The organism is Zhongshania aliphaticivorans (assembly GCF_902705875.1).
GTDB classification, from domain to species: domain Bacteria; phylum Pseudomonadota; class Gammaproteobacteria; order Pseudomonadales; family Spongiibacteraceae; genus Spongiibacter; species Spongiibacter aliphaticivorans_A.
Window position 1 is genome coordinate 144081 of sequence record NZ_CACSIK010000001.1, and the last position, 20160, is coordinate 164240.

The window sequence follows — 20160 nt, forward strand, 5'->3', positions numbered from 1 at the left end:
GGTATCATATTCGCCTTTCCCAAGTGCTATTCAGAGAGGCATTTTTACCATGTCGGCAAGTCTTACTTCGTCACCCGAAACTATTATTACTGAGCTTCAAGCGATAGTCGGTGACGACAAAGTGCGCAGCGACGCAGAGATTCTGCTCAGCCACGGTCGTGATTGGACAAAAGCACATACCCCCGCACCCTTGGCGGTGGTATTTCCGCGCACCGCGGCAGAAGTGCAAGCGGTGGTGAAATTGGCCAATCAGCTGGCCTTTGCCATTGTTCCCTCTGGTGGCCGTACTGGCCTGAGTGGTGGCGCGGTTGCGGCCAATGGCGAAGTGGTGGTGTCGTTTGACTATATGAGTCATATCAGTGACTTTGACCCTATTGATCGGACGGTGGTGTGTCAGGCCGGTGTGATTACTGAGCAGCTGCAAGATTTTGCTGAAGAGCATGGATTATTTTACCCAGTTGATTTTGCCTCGGCAGGCTCTTCGCAAATTGGTGGCAATATTGCGACCAATGCCGGCGGCATCAAAGTCATTCGCTATGGTATGACCCGCGACTGGGTGGCCGGTTTGAAGGTGGTCACTGGTAGTGGCGAAATGCTGGAATTAAATCGCGGATTGTTAAAAAACAATGCGGGCTACGATTTACGGCAATTGTTTATTGGCGCTGAAGGCACCTTGGGGTTAATCGTTGAGGCAACCATGCAGTTGACTCGCGCACCGAAAAATTTAACCGCCTTTGTGCTTGGGGTTGAAGATTTTAACGGCATTATGAATTTGTTTAATCGCTTTCAAGCCGAAATGGATTTGACGGCGTTTGAGTTTTTCTCAGAGCAGGCATTACAAAAAGTCGTTGCTCACAGTGCGGTGCCACGGCCTTTTGAATCGGTCTGCCCCTATTACGCCTTATTAGAATTTGAATGCCTAAACGACGAGGTCGAGGCGCAAGCCATGGCATTGTTTGAAACCTGCGTGGAAGAAGGTTGGGTAAGTGATGGCGTGATGAGCCAGAGTTTGGAACAGCTTAAAAACTTATGGCGTTTACGTGAAGATATCTCTGAAACTATTTCTAAATGGACCCCCTATAAGAATGATATTTCAACGATAATTTCACGAGTGCCAGACTTCTTGGAGTCAGTTGAAACCTTGGTTACCGCCCAATATCCAGATTTTGAAATTATTTGGTTTGGCCATATAGGTGATGGCAATTTACACCTTAATATACTTAAACCTGACGGCATGGATAAAGATGAGTTCTTTAAAAAATGTGCCACGGTGAGTACGGGTGTTTTTGAAATAGTAGCCAAGTTTGGCGGCAGTGTGTCGGCTGAACACGGTGTCGGCTTGTTGAAGAAGCCCTACCTATCGTATTCGCGCTCGGAAGCAGAAATAGCCTTGATGCGTCAGGTCAAACAGGTATTTGATCCCAAGGGGATTATGAACCCGGGTAAGATTTTTGATTAATGCGCTCGCTGTATAAGGTTTGAATATGCAAGAGTATCGTCATTTTTTTGTCGACAAAACGGCGTTTCCCCATATGCCGGGCAAAGTGGTGTGTGTGGGGCGTAACTATGCCGACCACGCCAAGGAATTGGGCAATGCGGTGCCGTCATCGCCATTGCTCTTTATTAAACCGGCGACGGCGTTGACCCCTATGTCCGCCCCCATTTCCTTGCCTGCGGGGTTTGGCCCCTGTCATCACGAGCTGGAGATGGCGCTATTAATTGGGCAGCCCTTGAGCAAGGCAAAGGCGGCTGACTGCCGCGCAGCTATTGCCGGCATTGGCTTGGCTTTGGATTTAACCCTGCGCGAATTGCAGGATGAGCTTAAGGAAAAAGGCCATCCTTGGGAGCGAGCCAAGTCATTTGATGGCGCGTGTCCGCTGTCAGAGTTTGTGCCCTTTGACGCCGCCATGGACTTTTCTTCACTGACACTGCGTCTAAGCCGTAATGGCCTTGTGCAGCAGCAGGGTAGTTGTGGCGATATGCTGTTTAGCGTTGAGGCCCTGTTAAGCGAAATAAGTGATAGCTTTAGTTTGAAGCCAGGTGATGTTGTCTTAACCGGGACGCCGGCGGGCGTTGGCCCTTTGTCTGCGGGTGATAAGTTAATTGCAGAGCTGGATAGCCTCTTGCGAGTAGAGACTATTGTGAATTAGCTGTTAACGGCGCGCGATGCATTGTGTTGCAGTCGAGCGCCGTAGTTTTGGCGTTTAAGCTTTGAGGGTTTTTACGCCTTCGCTAGTACCTAAAAGTAATACATCTGCGGGCCGGCAAGCAAAGAGCCCATTGGTGACCACGCCAGTGATATTGTTAATGACTTCTTCAGTTTTGCGCGGTGTACTAATCATAAAGTCATAGACATCGATAATAATGTTGCCGTTATCGGTAACTACACCTTCACGATAAACTGGGTTGCCGCCGAGTTTGACAAGTTCGCGAGCCACATAGCTGCGAGCCATAGGGATGACCTCGATGGGCAGCGGAAAGGCACCCAGATGATCGACCAATTTACTGCCGTCGGCAATACAAATAAATTCTTTACTGCATGCCGCAACAATTTTTTCCCGAGTTAGGGCTGCGCCACCCCCTTTAATTAGCTCAAGTCTATCGTTGGCTTCATCTGCGCCATCGACATAGACGGCAATGGTTCCCGTTGTGTTTAATTCGAAGACATCGATGCCATGCTTGCGCAATCGCTCTGCTGAGGCCTCTGAGCTTGCCACAGTGCCTTTGATTTCGTTTTTAAACTCTGCCAATAAATCGATAAAATAATTAGCGGTGGAGCCAGTGCCTATCCCTATAATTTCGCCGTCGAGAATGGCGGGTTTAATGTGGTCGATAGCGGCCTGTGCTACCGCAAGTTTTAGTTCATCTTGTGTCATAGTTGGCCTTTGCGATTCATGCATTGGATCGGGCGAGAGTAAACCGCAAGTATAAAATTCGCTGCCGTCAATTGCGAGGTCCAATTTGGGTGTTATGTATTCTGATGCCTAAGAACGACGGTGGGTGCTGCGCTTTGGCTGTATACGCGGTAGACTTGCCAGCTTGAATTTTTGCGCTGATTTGGGCGCAGCAGTGGAGATCGCACAGAGCCATGCCTCAGAGTTACATCAAAAAAATCCTCAAAGCTCGTGTCTATGACGTTGCCATAGAGTCACCGGTTGATCCTATGCCTTTGTTGAGCAAGCGCTTGGGCAATGACATTTTATTAAAGCGCGAGGATTTACAGCCGGTATTTTCTTTCAAGCTGCGCGGTGCTTACAACAAAATGATAAGCCTGAGTGAAGAGGAACGCAGCAAGGGCGTTGTGGCTGCTTCAGCCGGTAATCATGCTCAGGGTTTGGCGCTTTCGGCCTTAAAACTTGGTGTGAAAGCTACCATCGTCATGCCTAGAACCACACCGCAAATTAAAGTTGATGCGGTGCGCGCTCGCGGCGGCAAGGTTGTATTGCATGGTGATACCTACGATGAGGCCTCAACCTTTGCCAAAAAATTGGTTGAAGAAAAAGGCATGGTTTACGTCCACCCTTATGATGACCCCGAGGTCATTGCCGGCCAAGGTACGGTGGGAATGGAAATCCTTCGTCAGGTTACAGGGCCATTAGATGTGGTCTTTGTGCCAGTAGGAGGTGGTGGTTTGGCAGCTGGTGTAGCGGCCTACATTAAATATGTTCGGCCCGAAGTGAAGGTGATTGCGGTCGAACCAGAAGATGCCGCGAGTCTTAAATTGGCAATGGATAAAGGGCGTCGAGCAACCTTGCCGGAAGTGGGTATTTTTGCAGATGGCGTTGCGGTTGCCCAAATTGGCAAAGAAACGTTTCGTGTGTTGCGCAAGACAATAGACGGCGTGTTGACCGCCAGCACGGATGAGATTTGTGCGGCAATCAAAGATATTTTTGATGATACCCGCTCCATTGCTGAGCCCGCTGGCGCGCTTTCTCTGGCGGGTTTGAAAAAATACGTCGAACAAAATGATTGCTCTGGTCAAACTTTATTGGCCATAGATAGCGGCGCTAACACGAATTTTGATCGCCTGCGCTACATTGCTGAGCGAACTGAAATTGGAGAAAAGCGCGAAGCGATTTTAAGTGTGACCATCCCTGAGCGCCCAGGTAGTTTTAAAAAGTTTTGCGGAGCGTTGGGGCGCCGTAACATCACCGAGTTTAATTACCGTTTTGGTGATGACAGTGATGCTCAGATATTTGTTGGTATTTCAGTAGCCGCTGGCGGCGGTGATCGTCAGGAGTTGGTCGAGGCGCTGCAGAAAATGGATTACCCAGTGGCGGACTTTACTGACAACGAAATGGCCAAGCTGCATATTCGCCATATGGTTGGTGGGCACCGGCCAGCGGCGGTAAAAAGTGAGTTGCTCTACCGCTTTGAGTTTCCCGAGCGTCCGGGTGCGCTGATGAATTTTTTGACCAAACTGGGTAATCGCTGGAATATTTCTTTATTCCATTACCGAAATCATGGCGCGGCTTATGGTCGGGTTTTGGTGGGCTTACAGGCAGATAAAGAAGCGCGAAATGAGATTGAAGTGTTTCTTGATAAATTGTCGTATTCCTACCATGAGGAGACAGATAACCCGGCGTATCAGTTGTTTTTGAGCTAATGTCGGGATTCTTCCCTTTACTACGGCCACTGCTGATGGCCGTAGTTTGTAATTGATTCAATACACTCACAAACTCTCTTCATGTCTTCATGTCTTCATGTCTTCATGTCTTCATGTCTTCATGGTCATCCTTAACTTGATTGAGGATCCGCTGGTCTTGGCCTTAAGCGTGAGAATTTAATCCCAGCAAAGGCATTCGCTACGCTCACTTGGATACCCGATCGGGGTCGGGTATGACGTTGATATCGGATATACTCATAAGTCATCCATCAAAAAACAAACAGTCATAACCCAACTCTCCAGCCGTCCCCCCAACCGCCCAACGTCATCCTCAACTTGATTGGGGATCCACAAACCTCCGAACCTTGAAGACACTCCGCACGTCGCTACATATACAGGCATTCGCTGACGCTCACCTGGATACCCGTCGGGGTCGAGTATGACTGTCAGAACGTCGCCCCAGCCACCCAACTGCCAGAGCGTCACCTCAATCACCCAACTGTCATCCCCAACTTGATTGGGGATCCACAAACCTCCCGAACCTTGAAGAAGCTCCGCACGTCGCTACATGTATAGGCATTCGCTGACGCTCACCTGGATACCCGTCGGGGTCGAGTATGACTGCCAGAGCGTTACCCCAACCGCCCAACTGTCATCCCCAACTTGATTGGGGATCCACAAACCTCCGAACCTTGAAGACACTCCGCATGTCGCTATATGTATAGGCATTCGCTGACGCTCACCTGGATACCCGATCGGGGTCGGGTATGACTGTCAGAACGTCGCCCCAGCCACCCAACTGCCAGAGCGTCACCCCAACCACCCAACTGTCATCCCCAACTTTGATTGGGGATCCACAAACCTCCGAACCTTGAAGACACTCCGCACGGCGCTACATGTACAGGCATTCGCTACGCTCATCTGGATACCCGATCGGGGTCGGGTATAACATTGATATTGGATATATTTATAAGTCACCCCTCAAAATCAAGAAAGTCATAACCCATCTCTCCAGCCTTCACCCTAACCGCCCAACTGTCATCCCCAACTTGATTGGGGATCCATAGACCCCGAACCTTGAAGACACTCCGCACGGCGCTACATGGATAGGCATTCGCTGACGCTCACCTGGATACCCGATCGGGGTCGGGTATGACGTTGATATTGGATATACATATAAGTCATCCCTCAAAAACCAAACAGTCATAATCCAACTCTCCAGTCGTCACCCCAACCGCCCAACGGTCATCCCCAACTTGATTGGGGATCCATAAACCTCTGAACCTTGAGGGCACCCCGCCCGTCGCTACATGTACAGGCATTCGCTACGCTCATCTGGATACCCGATCGGGGTCGGGTATGACTGTCAGAGCGTCGCACCAGCCACCCAGCTGCCAGAGCGTCACCTCAACCACCCAACTGTCATCCCCAACTTGATTGGGGATCCACAAACCTCCGAACCTTGAAGAAACTCCGCACGTCGCTTCATGTACAGGCATTCGCTGACGCTCACCTGGATACTCGATCTGGGTCGAGTATGACGGGGTAGTATGGTCGAGTATGGAAGGTAGAAATGGTCGGATATAACTCGGTGCAGATGGTTGAGCATGAAGAGGTGAGAGGGTTTAGTGCAATACCTTAAATTCCGGCTTATATGGCGTGGAGTGGTGCTTAGGTTATCGTTTTCGCGGTTTAATAACCCGCCTGTCAGTCACAATCAAATCTAACGGTATATCCCAGTCATCACCGGGCAGGGAGTCAACTTCTTGGCAGTGGTGGGCGATGCCTATCATGATGGGCTGTTGATTTTTTTTACCGTTTTTAAAAGCAAAGGCGCGATCGTAAAAGCCGCCGCCCATCCCTAAACGTCTTCCCTCTTTATCAAAGCCTGTTAACGGTAGCAGTACAATGTCGAGCTTGTTTGCGGCTTGCGGTTGTCGCCGTAAGCCACTTGGTTCGCCAATACCATAGCGGTTCGGTTGCAGAGTTTGCTTAAAGTGATAGCGGTAAAAGTCCATGTCATTGCGATTTGCTGTCTGCGAAATTTTAGGAAGATAGCAGTGTTTGCCTATGAGACCGGCATAACGAAGCAGGGGAGCTGGTGATATTTCATCATCGCTGGCGATATAGGCGGCAATGTGTTGCGCGCGATGGAACACGGGAAGCCGAATTAGTCGGAGCATGAGTTGGTTGGCGGCAATAGTTTGTTGTGCCTTGCTAAGGCCTTGGCGCCGCGCGCGAAGCTCCCGCCGCAATCGAGACTTAAGGGTAGTGTTCATCCAAGCAGTATAACGCGGGAAAAGAAAATAGTGATGATGTACGCAGGGTTGAATAAAGCAGCGATTTAATGAAGCCCCAAGATACCGCCGGCTACGTGGCCCTTGAACCCAGCGGTTCAAGGTGGAGTTCTCCGCGAGATTTTTAGGCTTTCCGACAAGCGGACATGCACACCAATCTCAGCTAAAAAAACTCCGGGGGGGAAAGCATCGGCTCAGGGGTCTAAGCAGCCTAGCTAATATCCCAGGGTGTAATAAAGTATACCGTCTGTATCGGCCTAATAATAGGGTGGGACGATAAGGGAATTAACTGATGTCTAATTGTCGGCAACGCTGTAGGGTTTGTTCTATTTTGTCGCCAATACGCTCTGCTACCTGGGTTTCTTCTTCCGTTGGCGTGGCGTTTTGCTTAGCTTGTAACATTTCATAGCTAATGTTCAGCGCCGCCATCACGGCGATTCGCTCTAGGCCTATGACTTTGCCAGAGGTGCGGATGCCACGCATTTTTTGGTCGAGAAATTGCCCCGCCTGCGTTAAAGCGGCTTGTTCTTCTGGTGGGCAGGCCACCTGATATTCTTTGTCTAATATTTTTATGCTGACGGTGTTTGTACTCACGACTCTTTCTCCAGCGCGCGCAGCCGTTGAATCATAGACTCAATCTTAGCGCGGGCAATATCTGTTTTTTCGATCAGTTGTTCGCGCTCTGAGCGCCAATGCAGCGCATCCGCTTTTAAGGCGCGATTTTCCTTGTCTAGTTGTTCACACAACTGGACAATTTCGTCTACTTTTCGTTCCAAAAGCTGCAACTGTCGTTGATCCATCGTTAGATTGGGTCCGTTTGTAGAAAGATATTGGATAATAGTAGAGTGGCTTTTGCAGGTGGGTCAATGTAATTCAGCGAGACAGACGTATGCTATGGTGCTTGTTTGCCGTCTCAGCTATTAAAAGTGTCCCCATGATTTATGTTTAGCGGTGTATATTTTGCTGGCTAATAACCCTTCTGTTGCGCAGATATTCGATTTTGTAGGGCGGTGGCGCTACCATTGCCCACCTTCAATATATTTATGGGCTTTTTTTACATGACTGCCAGTTTAGAGCATGACGATCTCGCTAATTTGTTTTTAAGCCTAGGTGCTTTGCAGCCTCCCGCAGAACTGCATGGCTATGCGGCGGGTTTTGTTTCAGTTGGTGGCCGTATAACTGCTGATGGGTGGCTTAAGCATTGCATCGACCTGTTGGACTGTGAGACCCCCAATCCAGAGCAAAGCGAGGCGTTGTACGTGGTCTATAGCTCTGCTCTTGAGAGTATGGAGTCTGGTGAAATGAGCCTAGATTTGCTGCTACCTGACGATGAGTTTGATTTAGATCAGCGCATTGTGAGTTTAGGTCAGTGGTGCCAAGGTTATTTAACAGGGTTTGCGATGGCCGGTAAGCAGCAGAATACGGCTAAGCAGAAGGCGTATTCCCCAGATTTGACTGAGGCAATAAGCGATATTGCCGCTATAGCCCAAGTGTCGGCGGACGAGCAGACAGACGAGGATGGTGAGCAAGATTTCTTTTCAGTGTGCGAATATGTGCGCATGGCGGCGATGACTATCTTTTTAGAGTGTAATGGCGCTGCTGATAACGGGGAAGAGCAAGGCAACCCGCCGCGTCTGCATTAATATAGCCTCGTATGAACGGCGGTATTTGTCTGGCTAAAAGTAAGGTTTTAAGCATAAGCTCGCTAGGTATTAATGTGGGATATTTAAGCTAAGGGTAGTGGAATAAGCATGATAATCAGTAAGCAGGAATTTGCTCGGCGCCGTAAAAACCTAATGGCACTGATGGAGCCAGACAGTATCGCGATTGTGCCTTCTGCCAAAATGGTGACTCGCAACCGTGATTCGGAATATGCCTTTCGTCAGGACAGTGATTTTTATTACCTAACTGGTTTTGATGAGCCTGATGCGGTATTGGTGTTACTGCCCGGTCGTGCTGCGGGTGAGTATGTCTTGTTTTGTCAGGATCGCGATCCTGCAATGGAATTGTGGACAGGCTATCGCGCTGGTCCGGAAGGCGCGTGTTCCAAATACGGTGCTGACGACGCTTTCCCCATTAATGATATTGATGACATTCTTCCCGGCCTGCTAGAAGGCAGTCAGCGGGTGTACTACGCAATGGGGCGGCACACCGAGTTTGATCGACAGGTCATGCAGTGGGTTAATGTGATTCGCTCAAAAGTGCGTACCGGTGCCCAACCTCCCGGTGAATTTCTAGACTTAGATCACCACCTTCACGATTTGCGCTTATATAAATCGGCGGCCGAACTAAAAGTGATGCGTAGAGCGGGTGAGATTTCTGCAAATGCCCATATACGTGCAATGCAGTCCTGTTTTTCGGGTGTGTATGAATATCAGTTGGAAGCCGAAATATTGCATGAATTTGCTCGTAACGGCGCTCGTTTTCCCGCTTATAGCACTATTGTGGGCGCAGGTGAAAATGGCTGCATTCTTCATTATGTTGAAAATAGCTGTGAAGCCCGTGATGGTGATTTAGTGTTAATAGATGCCGGTTGTGAGCTTGAATATTACGCGGCAGATATTACTCGTACCTTCCCTGTGAGTGGCCGTTTTACCGACGAGCAGCGCGCCTTATACGAGGTGGTTCTCGATTCGCAAAAAGCAGCGATTGCGGCAGTTAAGCCCGGTAATCATTGGAATCAGCCACACGATGAAACTGTGCGGGTGATCACCGAGGGCTTGGTTAAATTAGGTCTCTTGAGTGGGGATGTGACCTCGTTGATTGAGGCCGAGGCTTACCGTCCGTTTTATATGCATCGGGCTGGTCATTGGCTGGGTATGGATGTGCACGATGTTGGTGATTATAAAGTGGGTGGAGAGTGGCGAGTTCTCGAAGAGGGGATGGTGCTGACGGTAGAGCCCGGCATTTATGTATCGCCAAATAATACTGATGTGGATGAAAAGTGGCGCGGTATTGGTATTCGCATTGAAGATGATGTTGCGGTAAGCAAAACGGGCTGCGAAATATTGACTGGCGCAGTACCTAAAGAAGCTGCTGAGATTGAAGCGTTAATGGCGGAGGCGCGTCTTGCCGCACACTGATTACGATGTGGTTATTGCGGGTGGCGGCATGGTTGGCGCCAGTTTGGCGCTGTGCCTAGACCAGTTCAGCCGTGCCGGGTTGCGGGTGTTGGTGGTAGAAAGCTTTCCATTGCCACCGGTTAGCGAGGGCAGGCCTTCGTATCGGCCAAGCTTTGATGCGCGCTCTACTGCGCTATCTTATGGCAGCGCACAAATTTATGATGAGCTGGCAATATGGCCTCTGCTTAAGGAACATATTTGTACTATTTCGCAGGTTCATGTCTCTGATCGCGGTCATTTTGGTAGCGTGTTAATGAATGCCGCTAGTCAAGGCTGGCCGGCATTGGGCTATGTCGTAGAAAATGCATGGCTGGGCAATGTGTTGTTGAATCAGCTGCGTTTGAGGCCTCAGGTCGATTTTTTGTCACCAGCTTCAGTGGCGTCGGTTTCGGTGGCTAATGGTTTCGCTAGGTTGCTTGTGCGTGATGGCAATGGTGAGCGGGAAATAACAACGCAATTGGTAGCCGTTGCCGATGGCGCGGATTCCGGTTTGCGCGCGCAGCTGGGGATTGCGGCTAGTGTTGATGATTATCATCAAGTGGCGGTAATCGCTAATGTGGCAACTGAAAAAGCGCATGGCGGTTGTGCCTATGAACGCTTTACGGAAAGGGGGCCACTGGCTCTGCTGCCTTTATTGGCTGATGAATCTGGCGCTTCTCGCTCTGCGTTAGTATGGACATTTCCTGAGGGGATGGCAGACGAGGTTGCAGGCTGGAACGATGATGAATTTTTGGCTGAGCTACAGCGCAATTTTGGTTATCGTCTGGGCCGGTTGCGAAAAGTAGGGCAGCGAAATACTTTTCCTCTGCGACTTATGCAGGCCGATGAACAAGTGCGTGGTCAGGTGGTTGTGTTGGGTAATGCCGCCCACTCTTTGCATCCAGTGGCGGGGCAGGGTTTTAATTTGGCCCTGCGAGATGTGGCGTGCTTGAGCGGTCTCATCGCCGACGCTCATGCTAAAGGCCGTAATGTGGGTGATTTAGCTTTGCTTCAAACTTATTTACAGCAACAGCGTGGAGATCAATTTGTCACTACCACGTTTTCTGATCGACTCACTCATATTTTTAGTAATCGCAAGCCGGTATTGAGTTTACTTAGAAACTTGGGCTTGGCAGCGCTGGATTTAACTCCGCCGCTTAAATCACAATTTGTAGCTAGAGCGGCGGGTATTTTACCCGGCGCGGCAACGGAGTAGCTTTAATGTCGGCAGAGAGTGTGGCTGATTACGATGTGGTTATTGTCGGCGCGGGCTTGGCCGGTGCCTCTTTAGCTTTAGCGGTGGCTGATTTGCCGTTGAAAGTGGCGCTAGTAGAGGCGCAAACCGTGCGCGAAGGTTGGCCGCAAATAGAAGAAAGCGTCTTTGATTACGACGCAAGGGTAAGCGCACTGACAGAGGGTTCGCGCCAGTTTTTAGACGAGCTTGGGGTGTGGTCTGATATTGTCAGCCGACGTGCTTGCGCATACAGCGATATGGACGTGTGGGATGGCGAAGGGACTGGCCGAATACATTTCTCCGCTAGTGAAGTGCGGCGTGAGGCCTTGGGGCATATTGTTGAAAACCGTTTAATTAACGCGGCATTGGTAAATCGCTTGCGGGAACATACGCGGGTTAAATGCTATTTCGGTATGCCGGTTGCCTCAATGAGCCGAGAGCCGGGCTTGATCCGTTTGGGTTTAGAAGGCGGGGCGGAGATTCGCAGTCCCCTCGTGGTTGCCGCCGATGGCGCAAATTCAAAAGTGCGTGATTGGGCAGGCTTTGTTACCCGAGAGTGGGACTATCACCATCACGCCATTGTTGCGACAGTAGAAACCGAGCATCGACATTGCAATACCGCGTGGCAAAGGTTTTTGCCGGAAGGGCCGCTGGCTTTTCTACCCCTGCCTGATACAGCGGGTGATCAACATTACTGTTCTATTGTTTGGTCGGTGAAACCAGAGCTTGCTGAACAATTAATGTCCTTAGAGGATGACGCTTTTTGCAGTGCACTTGCCGCTAAATTTGAACATCGTCTTGGCGCGGTAGTCGCCAGTAGTCGGCGTTTTAGCTTTCCTCTCAGGCAGCGACACGCGGCAGATTATGTCTGCGATGGCGTGGTGTTACTGGGGGATGCCGCGCATACTATTCACCCCTTGGCGGGACAGGGTATTAATCTGGGTTTTCAAGATGCAAAGGTGTTGGCTGAGGAGTGTCGTCGAGCCTTGGCAAGAGGATTAAATGTAGCCGATGAGACCGTGTTAAACCGCTATCAGCGCAGGCGTAAAGGCGGAAATTTGGCAATGATGGCAATGATGGAAGGGTTCCAGCATTTATTTGAGACACCTGCCATGCCACTGCGTTTGTTGCGTAACACTGGCATGCGTTGGCTGGATTCGGCGCTGCCCTTAAAACGTCAGATCATTGCCAGAGCCATGGGTTTGACCGATGGCGAAGGAAAATTTTAACCCAACGCTATTTATTGCCGGTCAATCGCCGTTATTGAAAGCGTTTTCATTGAATAAATTACGGAATTCATTGAGTAGTTTAATGATAATAATTATCATCTACGCCCGAATTTCTTGTAGGAGGCTTGGATGATACGAATAATCGCGTTGAGCGTGATAGCAACGCTTGTGTTGAGCGCTTGCGGCAACAGTGAGCCGCCGGCTGTAAAGGGCCCCGAGTTGGTGGTTTATAGCTCAAGAATTGAGCAGTTGATTAAACCCATTTTTGACGATTTTACCGAAGAAACAGGGATTAGTATTCGCTATGTCACCGACGAGGCGGGTCCGCTACTGGCAAGGTTGAAAGCAGAGGGAGATAACTCCCCCGCTGATATGTTGATTACCGTTGATGCTGGCAATCTTTGGCATGCGGCCGAAATGGGAATTTTGGAGCGGGTGAACTCTACCGTGCTCAACGAGAATATACCGCCGGCTTTGCGCGATGAGCAGGGGCGTTGGTATGGCGTATCAATACGCGCACGCACCATTGTTTATGCCACCGATCGTGTTAAGCCCGAAGAATTGGCCGGATATGAAGATTTAGCCGGGCCAGAGTGGAGTGGCCGCCTGTGTTTGCGCACCTCTAAAAAAGTCTATAACCAGTCTCTTGTGGCGAGCATGATTGTGGCGTTGGGTGAGGAAAAGGCTGAGCAAATTGTGGCCGGCTGGGTAGATAACTTGGCGGTGTCACCCTTTGCGAGTGACAACAAGGTAATTGAGGCGATTGATGCCGGCCAGTGTGATGTGGGGTTGGTGAACACCTACTATTTGGCGCGTATGTTGGTTGATCAAGCTGATTTACCTGTGGGGCTATTCTGGGCGAATCAACGTGGTGAAGGCGCAGCGAGCCGAGGTGTTCACGTGAATGTGTCTGGTGCGGGGATAACTAAGGCAAGTAAAAATAAAGAGAATGCGTTACGGCTATTAGAGTGGTTGTCTGGCCCGTCAGCGCAATACGACTTTGCTCATCTAAATAAAGAATATCCGGTTAATGATAAAACCGCCCCATCGACCCTTATTGAGCAGTGGGGTAGTTTTCGTGCGGATACGATGCCACTCACCGAGGCAGGGCGCTTGCAGGGCGCGGCGATTAGGTTAATGGACCGTGTGGGATATCGCTGAGTGTCAATGACGTCGGCCTCTACCGCCTTGGTGGCAGCGCGAAAATCAAACGTTGGCTTTTGGGCCTTACGATTGCTTGGCGTTGCCGCCGTGTTAGGCGTGTTAGCGCCGATTTTAGTGGTGGTGGTGAGTTGGGGCTCAGCGCAAACAGATGTGTGGCAGCACCTGATTGCGACCCAGCTGAGCAGTCTATTATTTAATACTTTGGTGTTATTAATCGGGGTGGGGGTTTTGGTTAGCCTGCTAGGCATTGGTCTGGCGTGGTTTACCGTGATGTGCGACTTTCCTGGGCGCAGTTGGTTTGAATGGCTTTTAATGTTGCCAATGGCTGTGCCTGCTTATGTGATGGCCTTTGTCATTTTGGGCGTCTTTGATTTTGGTGGGCCGTTGCAGAGTTTCTTGCGGCTGCAGTTTGGTCAGCAATACGGCAGCATGGATGTGCGCAATGCATTTACCGTGATTGTGGTGTTTTCCCTGGTTTTATATCCCTACGTTTATATGTTGGCGCGCAGCGCTTTTCTTTCGCAAAGTAGTGATACCACAGAGGCTGCGCGTGTGCTTGGGTGCAGCCCTTGGCAGGCCTTTTATCGTGTAGCATTACCCATGGCAAGGCCGGCAATTGTGGCGGGTGTGAGCCTAGCGCTGATGGAAACCTTGGCGGATTTTGGCACAGTGGCGGTGTTTAATTACGACACGTTTACTACGGCGATCTACAAAGCGTGGTTTGGATTTTTTAATATTCAGGCTGCTGCTCAGCTGGCATCAATACTCCTGTTATTTGTGGCTTTAACCTTGTTTGCTGAGCGTCATTCTCGCGGTGCTAGGCGATTTGTGCAGGGCGGGCGGTTACAACATCGGTATCGATTTCAGCTAAAACCCGTAAAAGCGTGGGCGATGACGGCAATGTGCAGTTTGGTATTACTGGTTTCGTTTGTCATGCCGGTCTTTCAGTTACTATTTTGGGCTGTAGGCGAGGGTGCTCAGCAGCTGAATATGCGATTTTTTGAGCTACTGCAGCACACTGTTTTTTTGGCGGGAATAGCGGCAGGGATTACGGTTTTTCTTGCTTTGGTCTTGGCGTTTAATCGCCGGCAAGTAAAACGAGGTGGTTTTTTTAGTTTGGCCCAGCTTGGCTATGCATTACCGGGGTCGGTATTGGCTGTTGGGATTATGTTGTCGTTTACGTTTATTGATAATCAAGTGTTAATCCCAATTCAGCGTTTTTTGGGGATGTCGCCTGTGCCGGTGTTAATTGGGTCTATTTCGACTCTGCTTGCGGCCTACTGGATTCGATTTTTAGCTGTGGCGGGTGGGCCGCTGGAGTCATCCTTAGAGCGGATTCGCCCCAGCCTTCCTGAAGCAGCGCGTACCTTGGGAGCCAGCGGTGGTGAGTTGGTGCGGCGTATTTATCTACCTATGCTGCGCCCGGGGTTGCTCACTGCGATGGTATTGGTTTTTGTCGATGTAATGAAGGAAATGCCAGCAACATTGCTGCTTCGCCCCTATGGCTGGGACACCCTTGCGGTGCGTATTTATGAAATGACAGCGGAGGGTCACTGGCAGCTTGCTGCGTTACCGGCATTGGCGTTGGTGGCGGCGGGATTAATTCCAGTGATAATCAGTATCCGGCGTAGTAATTATTGAGCGCTTTGTATTTGCTGGCAGCGGCGTTAAAATATATCCATCTTATGTTTCGTCAGTAGAGGACGGCTTTCAATGAGCAATACCCCCAGTGAATTAAAATATGCCAGCAGTCACGAGTGGGCGCGCCTCGAGTCAGATGGCACGGTTACCGTAGGAATCAGCTACCACGCCCAGAACTCATTGGGTGATGTGGTGTTTATCGAGTTACCTGAGGTTGGTGCGGAGTATACCCAGGGTGACGAGGCAGCAGTGGTAGAGTCTGTGAAAGCGGCCTCTGATATTTATGTGCCGGTGTCGGGAGAGATTATTGAGGTTAATGAGGCTTTGGATGAAAGCCCTGAAACAGTCAATGAATACCCTTACAGTGATGGTTGGTTTTTCCGGATGCAGCCCTCAGACATCAGCGAGTTGGATAACTTGCTAGATGCAGAAGCATACGATGAGCAGTGCGACGAGTAATATCGTCGCTAGACTCTAGAGCCCGGCGATGCCGGGCTTTTTTTTGCCTTGGTTTTGCTTAATTAGCGAAGGCTAATGATAGGCCAGCCGGCATCGTGAGCTGCCGCTTTTAGCGTGTCATCAGGGTCTACGGCTACGGCGTGATCAACGACCTTTAATAGCGGTAAGTCGTTGTGGGAGTCGCTGTAAAAATAGCTTCCATCGAGTGAGTGGCCTGTTTCTTGTAGCCAATTGTGCAGGCGCGTTACCTTGCCCTCTTGGTAGCAGGGGATGCCAGCGGGTTCGCCAGTGTAGCGGCCGTTTATTATCTCGCCATCACAGGCGAGTAAGGTCTCAACACCTAGAGCGTCAGCGATGGGGCGAGTAATAAAGCTGTTTGTGGCGGTAATGATCATCACAAAGTCCCCTTCATCGCGGTGCTTCTGGAGTAGTGCGTCGGCTTTGGGAAGTCGAAGAGGGGCAATGTATTCGTCCATGAATGTGGCGTGCATAGCGTTGAGAGTGTCGCTGTCGTACTTGCTTAATGGCTGTAAAGCAAAACGCAAATACGCATTGATATCGAGGCCGCCCTGTTGGTATTGGCGGTAGAATTCATCGTTTTTTGTCTTGAATTCTTCGCTATTAACAATGCCTTTGGCGACTAAAAACTCGCCCCATGCGTGATCACTATCACCGCCTAGCAAGGTGTTATCCAAGTCGAAAATCGCTAGGGCCATGTGTATCTCCATCGTGACGGGCTGTTAAGGTGGGCTAGCATAGCGTTTGAGAGCTACTTTTTCATCTTTCTGTGCTCTTGTTGATAGAGTGAATTCCCAGTGTCGAGAATTTATGGAACAATAGAAAATGGAAATAAAATCAAAACAATAGGTGATGTAGTGATTGACTCGGATGGATTTCGTCCCAACGTTGGCATCGTGCTTGCAAATGAGCAGGGGCAGGTGTTGTGGGCGCGCCGTGTTGGTCAAAGTGCTTGGCAGTTTCCCCAAGGTGGGATTCATGAGGGCGAGTCTCCGGAAGAGGCTCTATACCGTGAATTATATGAAGAGGTGGGCTTGCGCGAAAAGGATGTCAATTTGCTTGCCTGTACTCGTGGCTGGCTGCGTTATCGCCTGCCACAGCGCTTGATTCGACGTGATAATAAACCACTATGTATTGGTCAGAAGCAAAAGTGGTTTTTGCTGCAAATGAAGGCGGATGACAGCCAAGTCAGCTTTGATCGTAGTGATAAAGCGGAATTTGATCATTGGCAGTGGGTCAGTTACTGGTACCCATTGGGACACGTTGTCGCGTTTAAGCGCGAAGTCTACCGGCGGGCGATGAAAGAGTTGGCTCCTCGACACGCCCGTTTGGTTAGGGATGCTATGGCGGGTGACTTACTATGATGCTTGAAGCACTGCGAAGCATTGTTCAAGCGGTAAATGCTGCGGGTAATTTGCAAGCGGCGCTGGATATTATTGTTACTCGTATTGCAGAAGTGATGGGTACCGAGGTGTGCACAGTTTATCTGCGCGACCCGGACTCTGGTCGCCTTATCTTTATGGCAAACCAAGGTTTGAACCCTGAGTTAATTGGTAAAATCAGCCTTGGTCCCGACGAAGGCTTGGTGGGGCAGGTGGCGCGGCGTGAAGAGCCCGTTAACTTGGATCACGCCGAAAGACACCCCAATTTCTTATATTTGCCTGGCATAGGCGAAGAGCAATACCACTCTTTTCTCGGTGCACCCATTATCCATCAGCGAACGGTGATGGGTGTGCTGGTTGTTCAGCAAAAAGACAGTCGTCGATTTGACGAGAATGAAGAAGCGTTTCTAGTCACAATGTCGGCGCAGTTGGCGGGTGTTATTGCTCATGCAAGGGCTACAGGCTCTATCACCACCGAGCAAAATGCAGTAGGTGCAACGGCAACCTTCAAGGGGATTGCCGGGGCGACAGGGGTTGCAATAGGGAGCGCGATTGTTGTCGCCCCAGTGGCTGATTTACATGCCGTGCCACGGCGGCAAAGCGAGGATCCCGAGCTAGAGCTACAAGCGTTCCAAGCGGCATTAAAGGCGGTGCGGGCAGATATTCATGCCTTAAGCGAAAAGTTACTTACTCAGCTGCCTGCTGATGAGCATGCCCTGTTTGATGTGTATTTGCGCATCATAGACGATGGCTCTTGGGCGGCTGAAGTCGTAAAAAAAATCGAAGAAGGTGAGTGGGCGCAAGGGGCGTTGAGTCAGGTAATGTCTAGCCATATCCATACCTTTGAGATGATGGATGATGCCTACTTTAAGGAGCGAGCCACAGATATAAAAGATCTTGGCCGTCGTGTTTTATCCTATTTGCAGACTAGCGAGGTAGAGCCTGCACAGTACCCAGATAAAACCATTCTGGTTGGTGAAGAATTAACGGCTTCAATGCTTGGTGATGTGCCTCGTGAAAAGTTGGTGGGCATGGTTTCTGTGCGGGGCTCAAGTAACTCCCATGTTGCTATTTTAGCGAGGGCAATGGGTATCCCCACAGTGATGGGGGCGAGTGACTTACCTTATACGCAAATCGAAAATGCTAATTTAATTGTTGATGGCTATTCTGGGTATGTGCACTACAACCCCTCGCCTGAGGTGTATGAGCACTTCCGCTCGGTTTCCGAAGAAGATCAAGTGCTCACTCAGGGCTTGGAAGCCTTGCGTGATTTGCCGAGTGAAACCCTAGATGGCCACCGTATGCCGCTGTGGGTAAATACCGGTTTGATGGCTGACGTTGCGCGGTCTTTGGATCGCGGTGCAGAAGGCGTGGGTTTGTACCGAACAGAAATTCCATTTCTGTTGCGGGAGCGTTTCCCTAGTGAGGAGGAGCAACGAGCAATTTATCGTGAGCAGCTAATTGCCTTTGCGCCGCTGCCAGTGACGATGCGTACCCTCGATATTGGTGGTGATAAGGCCTTGCCTTATTTTCCCATTGAAGAGGAAAACCCCTTTTTGGGTTGGCGTGGCATCCGCGTTACCCTAGATCACCCTGAGATTTTTCTGGTGCAGGTTAGAGCTATGCTCAAGGCCAGCGAGGGCCTGAATAACCTGCGAATCATGTTGCCGATGATCAGTAACGTACAAGAAGTTGACGAAGCGCTTGAGCTGGTGCGGCGGGCTTACGACGAGCTGGTCGAGGATGGCTGGGATGTCACTTTGCCGCCCATTGGGGTGATGGTTGAAGTGCCTGCCGCGGTATATCAGGCTAGGCAGCTGGCTCGTCGAGTTGATTTTTTATCGGTGGGCTCAAATGATTTAACGCAGTACTTATTGGCGGTGGATCGCAATAATACGCGGGTTGCTGATTTGTATCACGCATACCATCCAGCGGTATTGAATAGCTTGCGACAGGTTGTTGATGCGGCCCATGCCGAAGGTAAGCCTGTTGGTATTTGTGGTGAACTTGCCGGTGACCCTGCCGCGGTATTGCTGCTTATGGCGATGGGCTACGATATGTTGTCTATGAATGATAACAGTTTGCTAAGAGTTAAAGCTGTGATACGCAGCTGTCGCTACGATGAGCTTCACGCCTTGTTGGAGAGCACTGCGCTGGTTGATACGGCTGATGAGGTGAAGGCGCTGCTAAGAAAAACGATGACTGACATTGGTATGGAGCGTTTACTTCAACCAATCGGAGCTTAATCGCTGCTGCTTGGCTTGGCGCTAAACGTAAAGTGATTTAGCGCTTCCTTCTGGCTGGTACTGTTTGCATAGCTTTTTTCCCAAAAATCCCACTGGCCATTTTTTGATTTGCAAATAATGCTGCTTGAGCGTGTGCCATAGCCGTTGATGTTGATGAAGCGTTGCGACAAGGCGCGGTAAATTTCTTCTTCTGAGTCTAGGGTTGGGTTTGGGTCTTGGAGCATTGTGAGAAGGGTTTGGTGGTCGAAAGCGCTAGATATCGCTGCGCTCATATCGGCACGGCCTTTTTTGGTTTTTTTATTGTCATCGCTAAGTGGAATATTACCTATCGCATGAATGCCTTCGGGTAGTGTTGTCCAGCTCGGTTCAAAGTTGTTGATGTAGCAGAGGCTTTTGCCGTCGTTAACAATTAGATTAAATGGCCGATATTGACCTTTCTTAGTTTCCAAATCGCGTAGAAATTGCGTGCTAGTTTGCTGGCTAAGTAAAAAGTCTTTGACTAAATCTCCTCGGCTCTGGTCCCCGCTTGCCTCAACTTCACGCAGGTTGGTGACAGCGGCAAACCGGCCGTTAAGGCTGATACCCAGCCAGCTGCCGCCAAACTCCAAGTCACGGCCAGCGAGAATGTGTGGGTGCTCTGGCCAGTAATTTGCCGCAAGTGTGGGGCGTGCAAAGAATTCGTCGCGATTAGCTGCCACAACAAATGGGTGTTCGAGGTCTTTTTGCCAGCGTAATAATATTAGGCACATTGGGGCATTCACTGTTGTTTATCGGCGTTGGTCG

General features: G+C 50.1%; 20 protein-coding genes and 1 other RNA gene. 12 read left to right on the forward strand and 9 right to left on the reverse strand.

All coding sequences use genetic code 11. The features are described from left to right. The first annotated feature begins 49 nt into the window (after window positions 1-49). Window positions 50-1459: an FAD-binding oxidoreductase gene (locus AELLOGFF_RS00705; protein WP_159266863.1), complete on the forward strand. Its 1410-nt coding sequence runs from the start codon at window positions 50-52 to the stop codon at window positions 1457-1459. A 25-nt stretch (window positions 1460-1484) separates the two neighbouring features. Further along, a complete protein-coding gene (locus AELLOGFF_RS00710) occupies window positions 1485-2150 on the forward strand; it encodes a fumarylacetoacetate hydrolase family protein (protein WP_159266864.1) in 666 nt (221 codons plus the stop codon). Between the two features lie 54 nt (window positions 2151-2204). On the opposite strand, the gene rpiA is transcribed toward AELLOGFF_RS00710, so the two are convergent. Further along, entirely contained in the window at window positions 2205-2876 is a 672-nt protein-coding gene (gene rpiA / locus AELLOGFF_RS00715) for a ribose-5-phosphate isomerase RpiA (protein ID WP_159266865.1), read from the reverse strand. Between the two features lie 212 nt (window positions 2877-3088). On the opposite strand from rpiA, the gene ilvA reads away from it, so the two are divergent. Continuing rightward, window positions 3089-4606, forward strand: a complete 1518-nt coding sequence (gene ilvA, locus AELLOGFF_RS00720) for a threonine ammonia-lyase, biosynthetic (RefSeq protein ID WP_159266866.1) — start codon at window positions 3089-3091, stop codon at window positions 4604-4606. A 255-nt stretch (window positions 4607-4861) separates the two neighbouring features. Here the strand turns inward: ilvA and AELLOGFF_RS00725 are convergent, their stop codons facing one another. The 6 genes from AELLOGFF_RS00725 to AELLOGFF_RS00750 form a co-directional block, all read right to left on the reverse strand. Continuing rightward, window positions 4862-5137, reverse strand: coding sequence for a hypothetical protein (locus tag AELLOGFF_RS00725; protein WP_159266867.1), 276 nt, complete (start codon window positions 5135-5137; stop codon window positions 4862-4864). Between the two features lie 650 nt (window positions 5138-5787). Next, a complete protein-coding gene (locus AELLOGFF_RS00730; protein WP_159266868.1) occupies window positions 5788-5928 on the reverse strand; it encodes a hypothetical protein in 141 nt (46 codons plus the stop codon). A gap of 354 nt (window positions 5929-6282) precedes the next feature. Further along, entirely contained in the window at window positions 6283-6885 is a 603-nt protein-coding gene (locus AELLOGFF_RS00735) for a 5-formyltetrahydrofolate cyclo-ligase (protein WP_159266869.1), read from the reverse strand. 69 nt (window positions 6886-6954) lie between these two features. Beyond that, window positions 6955-7136, reverse strand: a non-coding RNA gene (gene ssrS, locus AELLOGFF_RS00740) — 6S RNA. Between the two features lie 52 nt (window positions 7137-7188). Next, the gene (locus AELLOGFF_RS00745) at window positions 7189-7497 is read right to left on the reverse strand and encodes a cell division protein ZapA (RefSeq protein WP_159266870.1); all 309 of its coding nucleotides are present in this window, start codon (window positions 7495-7497) and stop codon (window positions 7189-7191) included. Continuing rightward, complete coding sequence (locus AELLOGFF_RS00750; protein WP_159266871.1) at window positions 7494-7703, reverse strand: TIGR02449 family protein; 210 nt, start codon at window positions 7701-7703, stop codon at window positions 7494-7496. The genes AELLOGFF_RS00745 and AELLOGFF_RS00750 overlap by 4 nt, the downstream gene beginning before the upstream one ends. A 258-nt stretch (window positions 7704-7961) precedes the next feature. On the opposite strand from AELLOGFF_RS00750, the gene AELLOGFF_RS00755 reads away from it, so the two are divergent. The 7 genes from AELLOGFF_RS00755 (at window position 7962) to gcvH (ending at window position 15731) form a co-directional block, all read left to right on the forward strand. Continuing rightward, the gene (locus AELLOGFF_RS00755; protein ID WP_159266872.1) at window positions 7962-8546 is read left to right on the forward strand and encodes a UPF0149 family protein; all 585 of its coding nucleotides are present in this window, start codon (window positions 7962-7964) and stop codon (window positions 8544-8546) included. A 108-nt stretch (window positions 8547-8654) separates the two neighbouring features. Further along, on the forward strand, window positions 8655-9986 hold the full coding sequence (pepP, locus tag AELLOGFF_RS00760) for a Xaa-Pro aminopeptidase (RefSeq protein WP_159266873.1): 1332 nt from the start codon (window positions 8655-8657) through the stop codon (window positions 9984-9986). After that, window positions 9973-11220 (forward strand): 2-octaprenyl-6-methoxyphenyl hydroxylase, encoded by a 1248-nt coding sequence (gene ubiH, locus AELLOGFF_RS00765; RefSeq protein ID WP_159266874.1) that lies wholly within the window; start codon window positions 9973-9975, stop codon window positions 11218-11220. The genes pepP and ubiH overlap by 14 nt, the downstream gene beginning before the upstream one ends. 5 nt (window positions 11221-11225) lie before the next feature. Next, complete coding sequence (locus tag AELLOGFF_RS00770; RefSeq protein WP_159266875.1) at window positions 11226-12467, forward strand: UbiH/UbiF/VisC/COQ6 family ubiquinone biosynthesis hydroxylase; 1242 nt, start codon at window positions 11226-11228, stop codon at window positions 12465-12467. Window positions 12468-12596: 129 nt separating this feature from the next. After that, the gene (locus AELLOGFF_RS00775) at window positions 12597-13628 is read left to right on the forward strand and encodes an extracellular solute-binding protein (RefSeq protein WP_159266876.1); all 1032 of its coding nucleotides are present in this window, start codon (window positions 12597-12599) and stop codon (window positions 13626-13628) included. A 6-nt stretch (window positions 13629-13634) separates the two neighbouring features. Then, window positions 13635-15272 (forward strand): ABC transporter permease, encoded by a 1638-nt coding sequence (locus AELLOGFF_RS00780; protein WP_159269224.1) that lies wholly within the window; start codon window positions 13635-13637, stop codon window positions 15270-15272. A 72-nt stretch (window positions 15273-15344) separates the two neighbouring features. After that, entirely contained in the window at window positions 15345-15731 is a 387-nt protein-coding gene (gcvH, locus tag AELLOGFF_RS00785) for a glycine cleavage system protein GcvH (RefSeq protein WP_159266877.1), read from the forward strand. 62 nt (window positions 15732-15793) lie between these two features. On the opposite strand, the gene AELLOGFF_RS00790 is transcribed toward gcvH, so the two are convergent. Then, on the reverse strand, window positions 15794-16447 hold the full coding sequence (locus AELLOGFF_RS00790; RefSeq protein WP_159266878.1) for an HAD family hydrolase: 654 nt from the start codon (window positions 16445-16447) through the stop codon (window positions 15794-15796). Window positions 16448-16606: 159 nt separating this feature from the next. Here AELLOGFF_RS00790 and rppH point away from each other — a divergent pair, with 159 nt between their 5' ends. Continuing rightward, window positions 16607-17113, forward strand: coding sequence for an RNA pyrophosphohydrolase (gene rppH / locus AELLOGFF_RS00795; RefSeq protein WP_159266879.1), 507 nt, complete (start codon window positions 16607-16609; stop codon window positions 17111-17113). Then, window positions 17113-19377 (forward strand): phosphoenolpyruvate--protein phosphotransferase, encoded by a 2265-nt coding sequence (ptsP, locus tag AELLOGFF_RS00800; RefSeq protein ID WP_159269225.1) that lies wholly within the window; start codon window positions 17113-17115, stop codon window positions 19375-19377. The genes rppH and ptsP overlap by 1 nt, the downstream gene beginning before the upstream one ends. On the opposite strand, the gene AELLOGFF_RS00805 is transcribed toward ptsP, so the two are convergent. After that, window positions 19374-20126, reverse strand: coding sequence for an NRDE family protein (locus AELLOGFF_RS00805; protein ID WP_159266880.1), 753 nt, complete (start codon window positions 20124-20126; stop codon window positions 19374-19376). The two genes, ptsP and AELLOGFF_RS00805, sit on opposite strands and share 4 nt — an antisense overlap. Window positions 20127-20160 lie beyond the last annotated feature (34 nt).

Excerpts from the sequence above, each read along its gene's own strand:
- rpiA (WP_159266865.1), bottom strand. The coding sequence starts at position 2,876 with ATGACACAAGATGAACTAAAACTTGCGGTAGCACAGGCCGCTATCGAC.
- AELLOGFF_RS00710 (WP_159266864.1), top strand. The coding sequence starts at position 1,485 with ATGCAAGAGTATCGTCATTTTTTTGTCGACAAAACGGCGTTTCCCCAT.
- AELLOGFF_RS00775 (WP_159266876.1), top strand. The coding sequence starts at position 12,597 with ATGATACGAATAATCGCGTTGAGCGTGATAGCAACGCTTGTGTTGAGC.
- AELLOGFF_RS00750 (WP_159266871.1), bottom strand. The coding sequence starts at position 7,703 with ATGGATCAACGACAGTTGCAGCTTTTGGAACGAAAAGTAGACGAAATT.
- AELLOGFF_RS00705 (WP_159266863.1), top strand. The coding sequence starts at position 50 with ATGTCGGCAAGTCTTACTTCGTCACCCGAAACTATTATTACTGAGCTT.
- AELLOGFF_RS00730 (WP_159266868.1), bottom strand. The coding sequence starts at position 5,928 with ATGCCTGTACATGTAGCGACGGGCGGGGTGCCCTCAAGGTTCAGAGGT.
- gcvH (WP_159266877.1), top strand. The coding sequence starts at position 15,345 with ATGAGCAATACCCCCAGTGAATTAAAATATGCCAGCAGTCACGAGTGG.
- pepP (WP_159266873.1), top strand. The coding sequence starts at position 8,655 with ATGATAATCAGTAAGCAGGAATTTGCTCGGCGCCGTAAAAACCTAATG.
- AELLOGFF_RS00755 (WP_159266872.1), top strand. The coding sequence starts at position 7,962 with ATGACTGCCAGTTTAGAGCATGACGATCTCGCTAATTTGTTTTTAAGC.
- AELLOGFF_RS00770 (WP_159266875.1), top strand. The coding sequence starts at position 11,226 with ATGTCGGCAGAGAGTGTGGCTGATTACGATGTGGTTATTGTCGGCGCG.
- ptsP (WP_159269225.1), top strand. The coding sequence starts at position 17,113 with ATGCTTGAAGCACTGCGAAGCATTGTTCAAGCGGTAAATGCTGCGGGT.
- AELLOGFF_RS00790 (WP_159266878.1), bottom strand. The coding sequence starts at position 16,447 with ATGGCCCTAGCGATTTTCGACTTGGATAACACCTTGCTAGGCGGTGAT.
- AELLOGFF_RS00735 (WP_159266869.1), bottom strand. The coding sequence starts at position 6,885 with ATGAACACTACCCTTAAGTCTCGATTGCGGCGGGAGCTTCGCGCGCGG.
- AELLOGFF_RS00780 (WP_159269224.1), top strand. The coding sequence starts at position 13,635 with ATGACGTCGGCCTCTACCGCCTTGGTGGCAGCGCGAAAATCAAACGTT.
- AELLOGFF_RS00805 (WP_159266880.1), bottom strand. The coding sequence starts at position 20,126 with ATGTGCCTAATATTATTACGCTGGCAAAAAGACCTCGAACACCCATTT.
- ilvA (WP_159266866.1), top strand. The coding sequence starts at position 3,089 with ATGCCTCAGAGTTACATCAAAAAAATCCTCAAAGCTCGTGTCTATGAC.